The organism is Saccharopolyspora erythraea NRRL 2338 (genome assembly GCF_000062885.1).
GTDB classification, from domain to species: domain Bacteria; phylum Actinomycetota; class Actinomycetes; order Mycobacteriales; family Pseudonocardiaceae; genus Saccharopolyspora_D; species Saccharopolyspora_D erythraea.
In genome coordinates this window covers 1401796-1414357 of the sequence record NC_009142.1, presented here as the reverse complement: position 1 = coordinate 1414357, position 12562 = coordinate 1401796, and the positions used below count along the sequence as shown (strand labels likewise).

5 protein-coding genes and 3 rRNA genes are annotated in these 12562 nt (G+C 63.7%); 4 read left to right on the top strand and 4 right to left on the bottom strand.

Features of this window, described 5'->3' with window-relative positions; translation table 11 throughout:
• Positions 1-96 precede the first annotated feature (96 nt).
• The 3 genes from SACE_RS06275 (at position 97) to SACE_RS06265 (ending at position 4403) form a co-directional block, all read left to right on the top strand.
• Entirely contained in the window at positions 97-2541 is a 2445-nt protein-coding gene (locus tag SACE_RS06275; protein WP_081468345.1) for a ribonucleoside-diphosphate reductase subunit alpha, read from the top strand.
• Between the two features lie 86 nt (positions 2542-2627).
• Positions 2628-3710, top strand: a complete 1083-nt coding sequence (locus SACE_RS06270) for a ribonucleotide-diphosphate reductase subunit beta (protein ID WP_009947973.1) — start codon at positions 2628-2630, stop codon at positions 3708-3710.
• Between the two features lie 342 nt (positions 3711-4052).
• Positions 4053-4403 (top strand): zinc ribbon domain-containing protein, encoded by a 351-nt coding sequence (locus SACE_RS06265; RefSeq protein WP_231849934.1) that lies wholly within the window; start codon positions 4053-4055, stop codon positions 4401-4403.
• A gap of 181 nt (positions 4404-4584) precedes the next feature.
• Here the strand turns inward: SACE_RS06265 and ilvD are convergent, their stop codons facing one another.
• The 4 genes from ilvD to SACE_RS06245 all read right to left on the bottom strand — a co-directional run bounded on the left by ilvD (position 4585) and on the right by SACE_RS06245 (position 11610).
• On the bottom strand, positions 4585-6291 hold the full coding sequence (ilvD, locus tag SACE_RS06260) for a dihydroxy-acid dehydratase (RefSeq protein ID WP_009947975.1): 1707 nt from the start codon (positions 6289-6291) through the stop codon (positions 4585-4587).
• Between the two features lie 240 nt (positions 6292-6531).
• Positions 6532-6648, bottom strand: a 5S ribosomal RNA gene (gene rrf / locus SACE_RS06255).
• 127 nt (positions 6649-6775) lie between these two features.
• Positions 6776-9850: ribosomal RNA gene (locus SACE_RS06250) — 23S ribosomal RNA — on the bottom strand.
• A 237-nt stretch (positions 9851-10087) separates the two neighbouring features.
• A 16S ribosomal RNA gene (locus SACE_RS06245) occupies positions 10088-11610 on the bottom strand.
• Together the 16S, 23S and 5S rRNA genes form the textbook arrangement of a ribosomal RNA operon.
• Before the next feature lie 686 nt (positions 11611-12296).
• Between SACE_RS06245 and SACE_RS06240 the strand changes: the two genes are divergently transcribed.
• Complete coding sequence (locus SACE_RS06240) at positions 12297-12500, top strand: hypothetical protein (RefSeq protein ID WP_009945378.1); 204 nt, start codon at positions 12297-12299, stop codon at positions 12498-12500.
• Positions 12501-12562 lie beyond the last annotated feature (62 nt).

Here is a 12562-nt window from a genome sequence, read left to right as displayed (position 1 = left end):
GTCGCGTGGACGACCGGCGACGCGTGCCGTCGCCGCGATCCCGCACGCCTGACGTGCTCCCGGGCCTGCCCTACGAGCACGTGAGGAGAAAGCGTCGTGACCGAAACGCTCACCGCACCCGTACCGAGCAGCGCACCCGACTGGGATCGGGTTTCGGCTGTGGTCCGGCAGGCGTGTGAGGGTCTGGGGGGAGTGTCGGCCGACGCCGTGCTCGACGAGGTCCGCCGCAACAGCTTCGACGGCATCAGCGCCGACGAGCTCGCGATCGCCCAGATCATGGCCGCCCGCATCATGGTGGAGGCCGAACCCAACTACTCCCAGGTCACCGCCCGGCTGCTGCTGGACCGGCTGCGCCGCGAAGCCCTGACCTACCTGGCCGGGCTACCCGACGACGCCGACCAGGAGCAGATGCGCGAGCGGTACGCGCCCTACTTCCGCGACTACGTCGCGCGCGGCGTCGAGCTGGGCCAGCTCGACCCCGAGCTGGCGTCCTTCGACCTGGACCGGCTGGGAGCCGCGCTGCTGCCGGAGCGCGACATGTCCTTCGGCTTCCTCGGTCTGCAGACCCTCTACGACCGGTACTTCCTGCACCACGACGGGACCCGCTACGAGCTGCCGCAGGCGTTCTTCATGCGGGTCGCCATGGGCCTGGCGCTGCGGGAGGACGACCGCGAGGCGCGGGCGGTGGAGTTCTACCGGCTGCTGTCGTCGTTCGACTTCATGTGCTCGACGCCGACGCTGTTCAACTCCGGTACGACCCGTCCGCAGCTTTCGTCGTGCTTCCTGACCACCGTGGACGACGACCTGCACGGCATCTTCCACTCCATCAGCAACAACGCGATGCTGTCGAAGTACGCGGGCGGGCTCGGGAACGACTGGACCCCGGTGCGCGGCATCGGCGCGCACATCAGGGGCACCAACGGCCAGTCCCAGGGCGTCGTGCCGTTCCTCAAGATCGCCAACGACACGGCGGTCGCGGTCAACCAGGGCGGCAAGCGCAAGGGCGCGGTCTGCGCGTACCTGGAGACCTGGCACATCGACGTCGAGGAGTTCCTCGACCTGCGCAAGAACACCGGCGACGACCGGCGTCGCACGCACGACATGAACACCGCGAACTGGGTGCCGGACGAGTTCATGCGCCGCGTCGAGGCCGACGGCACGTGGACGCTGTTCTCCCCCGACGAGACCCCTGACCTGCACGATCTCTACGGCACCGCGTTCGCCGAGCGCTATCGCGCCTACGAGCGGGCCGCCGAGCGGGGCGAGATCAAGGTGTACCGGCAGGTCCGCGCGGTCGACCTGTGGCGGCGGATGCTGACGATGCTGTTCGAGACCGGGCACCCGTGGATCACCTTCAAGGACCCGTGCAACCTGCGCTCGCCGCAGCAGCACGCGGGTGTGGTCCACTCGTCGAACCTGTGCACCGAGATCACGCTGAACACCAGCCGTGACGAGGTCGCGGTGTGCAACCTCGGGTCGGTCAACCTGGCGCGGCACGTCACCGCCGACGGCATCGACCACGAGCGGCTCGAGCGCACGACCCGGACCGCGGTCCGGATGCTCGACAACGTGATCGACATCAACTTCTACACGATCCCGGAGGCGCGGCGGTCGAACCTGCGCCACCGGCCGATCGGTCTGGGGTTGATGGGCTTCTCGGACGCGTTGTTCGCGCAGCGGATCCCGGTGTCGTCGCAGGCCGCGGTGGAGTTCGCCGACCGCAGCATGGAGGAGATCTCCTACCACGCGATCTCCGCCTCGGCAGACCTGGCGGCGGAGCGCGGCAGGTACGAGTCGTTCGAGGGTTCGCTGTGGAGCCAGGGCGTGCTGCCGATCGACTCGCTGGCCCTGCTGGAGCAGGCCCGCGACGGCCACGTCGACCTCGACCGGACGATGACCAGGGACTGGGGCGCGTTGCGGGAGCGGGTGCGTGCGGTGGGCATGCGCAACTCCAACGTCATGGCCATCGCGCCGACCGCGACCATCGCCAACATCTGCGGCGTGGGGCAGTCCATCGAGCCGATCTACCGCAACCTGTACGTGAAGTCGAACATGTCCGGCGACTTCACCGTGGTCAACCCGCACCTGGTCGCCGACCTCAAGGCGGCGGGGCTGTGGGACGAGGACATGCTCGCGGACCTGAAGTTCCACGACGGCTCGCTCGATCCGATCAGCCGGATCCCCGGCGAGCTGAAGGAGCTCTACGCCACCGCGTTCGAGGTCGAGCCGCGCTGGCTGGTCGAGGCCGCCGCGCGCAGGCAGAAGTGGATCGACCAGGCGCAGTCGCTCAACCTGTACGTCGCCGCGCCCAGCGGCCGCAAGCTCGACGAGCTCTACCGGCTGGCGTGGCGACAGGGGCTCAAGACCACCTACTACCTGCGGTCGACCAGCGCGACGCACGTGGAGAAGAGCACCCTGCGCGGCACCGACGGCAAGCTCAACGCGGTGCCCACCACGCCGGTCGCCCCCGTGGTGCCCACCGCCGCCGTGGACGGCGCCGCGTGCTCGGTGGACGACCCCGACTGCGAAGCCTGCCAGTGACCGACCCCGGTGGTGCCCCGCGGCGTTCGGCGTCGCGTCCGGCCCTCGGGGCACCACCGGCCAACCATCTTCAAGGGGAATTCCCGATGAGCATTGATTCCGCGACCGCGCCGAACGCGTCATCCGGTCTCGGTGAGATCGACCGCGACGGCGGACGTGTGGACGTCGCCGAGAAGGCGATGATCAACTCGCGTGCCGACGTCAACCAGCTGCTGCCGCTGAAGTACGGCTGGGCGTGGGAGAAGTACCTCGCCGGCTGCAACAACCACTGGATGCCCACCGAGGTGTCGATGCAGGCCGACATCGCGCTCTGGAAGTCCCGCGACGGCCTCACCGACGACGAGCGGATGATGCTCAAGCGCAACCTCGGTTTCTTCGCCACCGCCGAGTCGCTGGTGGCCAACAACATCGTCCTGGCGGTGTACCGGCACATCACCAACCCCGAGTGCCGGCAGTACCTGCTGCGCCAGGCGTTCGAGGAGGCCGTGCACACCCACACCTTCCAGTACATCTGCGAAAGCCTCGGCCTGGACGAGGGCGAGCTGTTCAACATGTACCGGGAGATCCCGTCGATCTCCGACAAGGACGCCTGGGCCCTGCGCTACACGCAGAACCTGGAGAACCCGGACTTCGAGATCGGTACCCCCGAGGCCGACCAGGCTTTCCTGCGCGACCTGGTTGCCTTCTACGTGATCTTCGAAGGCATGTGGTTCTACACCGGGTTCGCCCAGATCCTGTCGCTGGGCAGGCGCAACAAGATGGTCGGCATCGCCGAGCAGTACCAGTACATCCTGCGCGACGAGTCGATCCACCTGAACTTCGGCATCGACTGCATCAACCAGATCAAGATCGAGAACCCGCACCTGTGGACGCCGGAGTTCCAGGAGGAAGTCCGCACGATGCTCACCGAGGCCTGCGAGCTCGAGGTGGCCTACGGCCGCGACACGATGCCGCGCGGCATCCTCGGCCTCAACGCCGGCCTCTGCGAGGAGTACATGCGGTTCATCACCAACCGCCGATGCGCCCAGCTCGGCCTGGAACCGGTGTTCCCCGAAACCGCGAATCCCTTCCCGTGGATGTCGGAGGCCATGGACCTGAAGAAGGAGAAGAACTTCTTCGAGACCAGGGTCATCGAGTACCAGTCCGGCGGCGCCCTCGACTGGGACTGACACCCCACCGAGCCTCCGCGGCCGGGCGCGACGACTCCCACCAGCGCCCGGCCGCGGACCCCCGGCTGGCGTCGGCTTGCGCCAATGCGGTCATCCGGGACCACGCCACCACGATCAATCCGGGATCACGCCAGCACGGTCAGTCCTGGACCACGCCACCACGGTCAGTCCGGGACCACATTGCCGCGGCAAGCCTGGGACAGATTGCCCAGCCGCCTTTGGGTCACATTTCCCGATCCGCGCCGCAAGCGGAGTCTCTCGCATACGGTTTCCCGCAGGACTTGTCCTGGCTCCACGGGGGGAAACGTGATCATCTTCGGCACGCGGCGGACCGTGCATCGAGTGGCGAACCTGCTCCTGCACTGCCGCAACTGCAACCAGGTGTGCGCGACCACGCTGAACAAGGGCGTCACCAAGTTCACCCTCTTCTTCATCCCCCTGTTCCCCGTCCACATCAAGCACGCGCTGACGTGCACCTGGTGCGGCGCCACCGCGCAGGTGCCGTGGGCCGAGGCCGACGAGCTGGTCAAGCAGGCCCAGCCGCAGCAGGCAGGACCGACTCCCCACGCCCCCGCCCACCCGCAGGCCCATGGACACGCGTCCGCGCCCGGGTACACGGGCGCACCTGGCTACCCGTCAGCTCCGGGAACCCCACGGCAGCCCCCGATCGCTCCGCCTCCGCACCAGCAGTAGGCCTGTCTACCCGCAGAGGCCACCGCACGGGCAGTTGGCCGCTCCACCAGCAGTAAGCTGCGACCTGCACCGATCCACTGTCGTCTGGACTGACAGACGCGCCGGCGTCTCCCGGGAGCAGACCCGCGCCCACGTTCGGCCGCCGCCCCGGCTGTCGTCTGGACAGACGCGCGAGCGTCTCTCAGGAGCAGACCGCGCCCACCGCCGCCGACCGGACCAGCCGCGCGTACTTCCCGAGCACGCCCTGCCGGAACTTCGGCTCCCGCGGCACCCAGCCTTCCTTCCGGCGCGCGAGTTCGGCTTCGTCCACCAGCAGGTCGAGCGTCCGGCCCGCCAGGTCGAGCCGGATCGGGTCCCCGTCGCGCACGAACGCGATCGGCCCGCCGTCGGTCGCCTCGGGAGCCACGTGACCGATGCACAGCCCCGTGGTACCGCCGGAGAAACGGCCGTCCGTCAGCAGCAGGACGTCCTTGCCCAGGCCCGCGCCCTTGATGGCACCGGTGACCGCGAGCATCTCGCGCATACCCGGACCACCGCGCGGCCCTTCGTACCGGATCACCACCACGTCGCCGGCCTTCAACGAGCCGTCTTCGACGGCGTCCATCGCACCCTGCTCGCCGTCGAAAACCCGCGCCGTGCCTTCGAAAGTGGCGGAGTCGAACCCGGCGCTCTTGACCACCGCACCTTCCGGGGCGAGCGATCCGCGCAGAATCGTCAGCCCGCCGGTCGGGTGCAGCGGGTTCGACAGCTTGTGCAGGACCTCACCGTCGAGCTCCGGCGGATCCAGCTCGGCGAGGTTCTCGGCCACCGTCTTCCCGGTGACCGTCATGCAGTCGCCGTGCAGCAACCCGGCGTCGAGCAGGGCCTTCATCACGACCGGCACGCCACCGATCCGGTCCACCGCGGTCATCACGTGCCGACCGAAGGGCTTGACGTCGGCGAGGTGCGGGACGCGGTCACCGATGCGGTTGAAGTCGTCGAGCGTCAGGTCGACCTCGGCTTCCCGCGCGATCGCCAACAGGTGCAGCACGGCATTGGTGGAGCCACCGAACGCCATCACAACGGCGATGGCGTTCTCGAACGCCTCCTTGGTCAGGATCTGCCGCGCGGTCAGTCCGCGCTCGATCATCCCGACCACCGCGCGCCCGGCCTCCCGGGCTCCGGCGTCGCGCCGCCGGTCTACCGACGGCGGGCTCGCCGATCCCGGCAGCGACATGCCCATCGCCTCTGCCGCGCAGGCCATGGTGTTCGCGGTGTACATGCCGCCGCACGCGCCCTCTCCCGGGCAGATGGCGCGTTCGATGCGGTCGACCTCGGCCTCGCTGATCAGGCCGCGGGCGCAGGCGCCCACCGCCTCGAACGCGTCGATGATGGTGACCTCGCGGTCGTCGACCCGCCCGGGGAGGATCGACCCGGCGTAGACGAAGACCGCCGCGACGTCCAGGCGCGCCGCGGCCATCAGCATGCCCGGCAGGCTCTTGTCGCAGCCGGCGAGCAGCACGGACCCGTCGAGCCGCTCCGCCTCCATCACCGTCTCGACGGAGTCGGCGATGACCTCGCGGGACACGAGCGAGTAGTGCATGCCGACGTGACCCATCGAGATCCCGTCCGAGACCGAGATCGTCCCGAACTCCATCGGGAAGCCGCCGGCCGCGTGCACACCTTCCTTGCTCGCCTGCGCGAGCCGCTGCAACGACAGGTTGCACGGCGTGATCTCGTTCCACGAGGACGCCACCCCGATCTGGGGCTTCGCGAAGTCGGCGTCCTGCATCCCGACCGCCCGGAGCATCCCCCGCGCCGCAGCACGTTCGATCCCCTCGGTCACGTCACCGCTGCGGGGCTTCAGACCACGCCCCGACTGTCCTGTGCCATCAGTGCTGGTGCTCACGCCCGCCACTGTAAACCCGACCGGCCCGCCGGCTCCCGCCCACAACCAGCTCTGCACACCAGCACCAACAAAAAAGGGCGGCTGCCACTCGGGCACCCCCCACACACGCTCACACACACCAAAAGAGGGGGAAGATCCACCCGGTCCCGGGCACACCCTCCCCCCACCACACGGCCACAAGCCGCAAAACAGAATGGTGGGGCCACCCGAAGTCGGGTGACCCCACCATCATCAGTTGATTGTCGGCGGTGTCCTACTCTCCCACACCCTGTCGAGTGCAGTACCATCGGCGCTGGCAGGCTTAGCTTCCGGGTTCGGAAAGGGACCGGGCGTTTCCCCACCGCTATCGCCACCGACAAACCCCACCCCACCACCACCGTGGCAGGAAACCTCAAGGGTCCATCACAAACCATTCAATTAGATGCCACAACAACCAACCTGGTTGTTGTTTCAGACACCGTATAGTGGATGCGCAGCAATCTTTGTGAACAAGTCCTCGGCCTATTAGTACCCGTCCACTCCATCCATTACTGGACTTCCATGTCGAGCCTATCAACCCAATCATCTCTTGGGGGCCTTAACCCACAAAGGGGAGGGAGACCTCATCTAGGAACAGGCTTCCCGCTTAGATGCTTTCAGCGGTTATCCCTTCCGAACATAGCCAACCAGCCATGCCCCTGGCGGGACAACTGGCACACCAGAGGTCCGTCCGTCCCGGTCCTCTCGTACTAGGGACAGCCTTCCGCAAGTCTCCTACGCGCGCGGCGGATAGGGACCGAACTGTCTCACGACGTTCTAAACCCAGCTCGCGTGCCGCTTTAATGGGCGAACAGCCCAACCCTTGGGACCAACTCCAGCCCCAGGATGCGACGAGCCGACATCGAGGTGCCAAACCATGCCGTCGATATGGACTCTTGGGCAAGATCAGCCTGTTATCCCCGGGGTACCTTTTATCCGTTGAGCGACACCGCTTCCACCAGCCAGTGCCGGATCACTAGTCCCTGCTTTCGCACCTGCTCGACCCGTCAGTCTCACAGTCAAGCTCCCTTATACACTTACACTCAACACCTGATTGCCAACCAGGCTGAGGGAACCTTTGGGCGCCTCCGTTACCCTTTAGGAGGCAACCGCCCCAGTTAAACTACCCACCAGGCACTGTCCCTGAACCCGATCAGGGCCCGAGGTTGAGATGCCCAGAACGACCAGAGTGGTATTTCAACAACGACTCCACACCCACTAGCGTGAGCGCTTCCCAGTCTCCCACCTATCCTACACAAGCCGAACCAAACACCAATACCAAGCTATAGTAAAGGTCCCGGGGTCTTTCCGTCCTGCCGCGCGAAACGAGCATCTTTACTCGTACTGCAATTTCACCGGGCCTGTGGTCGAGACAGCGGAGAAGTCGTTACGCCATTCGTGCAGGTCGGAACTTACCCGACAAGGAATTTCGCTACCTTAGGATGGTTATAGTTACCACCGCCGTTTACTGGCGCTTAAATTCTCCGCTTCACCCCACAAGGAGGCTAACGGGTCCTCTTAACGTTCCAGCACCGGGCAGGCGTCAGTCCGTATACATCGTCTTACGACTTCGCACGGACCTGTGTTTTTAATAAACAGTCGCTTCTCCCTGGCCTCTGCGGCCACCACCAGCTCCCACCGCACGGGCGTTCACCAGCAGTGGCCCCCCTTCTCCCGAAGTTACGGGGGCATTTTGCCGAATTCCTTAACCACAGTTCACCCGACCGCCTCGGTATACTCTACCTGACCACCTGTGTCGGTTTCGGGTACGGGCCATGCACACACTCGCTAGAGGCTTTTCTCGGCAGCATGGGATCACTCACTTCACCACCACGGCTACGCATCACCCCTCACCCCAATGGTGCGCGGATTTACCTACACACCGGGCTACAGGCTTACACCAGTACTACCACTCACTGGCAGAGCTACCCTCCTGCGTCACCCCATCACTTGACTACCGCGGAATCAGGTCCCATGCACCAACTACGCTCGTCCGAAGACTCACACAGCCAGCGGATGGTTAGTCTCAACCGTTTCACCATGGACGCATGCGCACGGGTACGGGAATATCAACCCGTTATCCATCGACTACGCCTGTCGGCCTCGCCTTAGGCCCCGACTCACCCTGGGCGGACGAACCTGCCCCAGGAACCCTTAGTCATCCGGCGGCAGAGATTCTCACTCTGCACTCGCTACTCATGCCTGCATTCTCACTCCCACACACTCCACACCAACCTTACGGCGGCACTTCACAGCATGCAGGACGCTCCCCTACCCAACACGACCTCAATCGCATTGACACGGCTTCGGCGGTGTACTTCAGCCCCGCTACATTGTCGGCGCAGGACCACTTGACCAGTGAGCTATTACGCACTCTTTCAAGGATGGCTGCTTCTAAGCCAACCTCCTGGTTGTCTCAGCGATCCCACATCCTTTCCCACTAAGCACACACTTAGGGGCCTTAGCCGGTGTTCTGGGCTGTTTCCCTCTCGACGACGAAGCTTCTCCCCCGCCGTCTCACTGCCACGCTTCACCCAAGGCGTATTCGGAGTTTGGCTGACGTCAGTAACCTGATAGGGCCCATCAGCCAACCAGTGCTCTACCCCACCCGGGAAACACGCAACGCTGCACCTAAATGCATTTCGGGGAGAACCAGCTATCACGGAGTTTGATTGGCCTTTCACCCCTACCCACAACTCATCCCCCAGGTTTTCAACCCTGGTGGGTTCGGGCCTCCACACGGTCTTACCCGCGCTTCACCCTGGCCATGGGTAGATCACCCCGCTTCGGGTCTGCACCACGCGACTCAAACGCCCTCTTCAGACTCGCTTTCGCTCCGACTACCCCACACACGGGTTAACCTCGCCACGCAGCAGCAACTCGCAGGCTCATTCTTCAAAAGGCACGCCATCACCCAAAGGCTCTGACGGATTGTAGGCACACGGTTTCAGGAACTCTTTCACTCCCCTCCCGGGGTACTTTTCACCATTCCCTCACGGTACTATCCGCTATCGGTCACCAGGAAGTATTTAGGCTTAGCGAGTGGTCCCGCCAGATTCACAGCGCCCTCCACGGAAACGCTGCTACTCGGGAACACCACCACACGCGGCATATCGGTTTTCGCCTACGGGACTCTCACCCACTCCGGCCAGGCATCCCAACCTGTTCAACTAACCAACACACACACGCTGAAGAGTCAGCAGCCTCCTCCAGCAGCGCCCCACAACACCGCACACGCAACCCCTGCCAGGTATCCCACATGCACGGTTTAGCCTCCTCCGCTTTCGCTCGCCACTACTCACGGAATCACCAGTGTTTTCTCTTCCTACGGGTACTAAGATGTTTCACTTCCCCGCGTTCCCCCCAACACCCTATACATTCAGATGCTGGTAACCCGACATCACTCGGGCTGGGTTTCCCCATTCGGACATCCTCGGATCACAGCTCGGTTGACAACTCCCCGAGGCATATCGCAGCCTCCCACGTCCTTCATCGGCTCCTGGTGCCAAGGCATCCACCATGTGCCCTTTCAAACTTGGCCACAAAGATGCTCGCATCCACTATACAGTTCTCAAACAACAACCAGACGAGCCCACACACAGTGTGTTCCCTCAGGACCCAACAACGTGCCAAACGATCTTCAAGCCTTGAACAACAAGACCAACGGTCAGCGTTTCCACTAATCCTCCGAGCACCCACAGCGCAAGAACACTCGCCTTGCCCACCATGGACACCCCACCAACAGACAACTGTCGATGGACGTGATGCTGCTCCTTAGAAAGGAGGTGATCCAGCCGCACCTTCCGGTACGGCTACCTTGTTACGACTTCGTCCCAATCGCCAGTCCCACCTTCGACCACTCCCCCCCAAAGGGTTGGGCCATGGGCTTCGGGTGTTACCGACTTTCATGACGTGACGGGCGGTGTGTACAAGGCCCGGGAACGTATTCACCGCAGCAATGCTGATCTGCGATTACTAGCGACTCCGACTTCACGGGGTCGAGTTGCAGACCCCGATCCGAACTGAGACCAGCTTTAAGGGATTCGCTCCACCTCACGGCATCGCAACCCTCTGTACCGGCCATTGTAGCATGTGTGAAGCCCTGGACATAAGGGGCATGATGACTTGACGTCATCCCCACCTTCCTCCGAGTTGACCCCGGCAGTCTCCCGCGAGTCCCCACCATTACGTGCTGGCAACACAGGACAAGGGTTGCGCTCGTTGCGGGACTTAACCCAACATCTCACGACACGAGCTGACGACAGCCATGCACCACCTGTACACCAACCACAAGGGAAACCCCATCTCTGAGGCAGTCTAGTGCATGTCAAACCCAGGTAAGGTTCTTCGCGTTGCATCGAATTAATCCACATGCTCCGCCGCTTGTGCGGGCCCCCGTCAATTCCTTTGAGTTTTAGCCTTGCGGCCGTACTCCCCAGGCGGGGCGCTTAATGCGTTAGCTACGGCACAGGAACCGTGGAAACAGTCCCCACACCTAGCGCCCAACGTTTACGGCGTGGACTACCAGGGTATCTAATCCTGTTCGCTCCCCACGCTTTCGCTCCTCAGCGTCAGTATCGGCCCAGAGACCCGCCTTCGCCACCGGTGTTCCTCCTGATATCTGCGCATTTCACCGCTACACCAGGAATTCCAGTCTCCCCTACCGAACTCAAGTCTGCCCGTATCGACCGCAAGCTGAAGGTTAAGCCTCCAGTTTTCACGAACGACGCGACAAACCGCCTACGAGCTCTTTACGCCCAATAAATCCGGACAACGCTCGCACCCTACGTATTACCGCGGCTGCTGGCACGTAGTTAGCCGGTGCTTCTTCTACACCTACCGTCACCCGAAGGCTTCGTCGATGTCGAAAGAGGTTTACAACCCGAAGGCCGTCATCCCCCACGCGGCGTTGCTGCGTCAGGCTTTCGCCCATTGCGCAAGATTCCCCACTGCTGCCTCCCGTAGGAGTCTGGGCCGTGTCTCAGTCCCAGTGTGGCCGGTCACCCTCTCAGGCCGGCTACCCGTCGTCGCCTTGGTAGGCCATCACCCCACCAACAAGCTGATAGGCCGCGGGCTCATCCTGCACCGCCGGAACTTTCCACACACAGACCATGCGGCCATGTGTCCTATCCGGTATTAGACCCAGTTTCCCGGGCTTATCCCAGAGTGCAGGGCAGATTACCCACGTGTTACTCACCCGTTCGCCACTCATCCACACCCGAAGATGCTTCAGCGTTCGACTTGCATGTGTTAAGCACGCCGCCAGCGTTCGTCCTGAGCCAGGATCAAACTCTCCAACAATGACTGTCGAAAACAATCCCAGCAGACACTCAAACAACCCCACAGGGCCGGAGCGCCATACTCAAAGAAACCACCAAACCCCACAAACAACCATCAAGGCCGTTCACGAGATCCAGGGGCATACAATCTACACTAACCTAAATCATCGGCACGCTGTTGAGTTCTCAAAGAACACACCCACACCATCACCCCGACCCCATTTTCAGGCCGCGAAGCTCCGGGGAGCATTTCCTCTCGCTTGTGTCCACCACTCTAGCAGACCCGATTTTCGGCGATTTCAGGGGGGTCGGCCTTTCCCGTTTCCCACCGCGCTCACCGAACGAGCACTGCATTTGAGTTGTCAACACCAGTCAAGCTATCAAAGCTCATTCGTGTTTCAAGGCCGCCCACTCTACCACCCGAAGGCAGGAGCTTGGTTCGCAACCCCCGTCAGTGCCCGGCCCGTTTCTCCGTCCGGCCCGTTCCGCGCTGACAAGAGAAAATCTACAGCACCCTGAACACCCCCTGAACACCACCCCCCATTAACAACAAAACACCAGGTCAGAGCCGATCTTGGGGCGGAGCCACCCGATACGGGGTCACAGCGGTGCGCAAGTTGCACGTTCGGGTGGTCATCTTCCGGTCGTCCGGTACGGGGCCCGAGCGCGGGTAGCCTCTTGATCCGATCCGTCGGAACGGGGGTAGCAGTGGACTCGACACCGATCTACACCGAGCTGCAGCAGACGCTGATCGATCCGGAAGCGAGCAACTGGGGCCCCAGCGCGCCCCCGGAGTTCGCGGCGGCGCTGACCGAGCGCGCTGAACGGGGCGGCGAGGAGGGAGCGAAGTCGTCCTCCAAGTCCACGGCCGCGCGCGGAGGCGGCGGCCGCAGGCATCGCGCCGAGGACTGACCGGCCTCCACAACCGCACCGCTGCCTCCCAGGAGTCGCGGTGCGGTTGTGCTTCGCGCGGG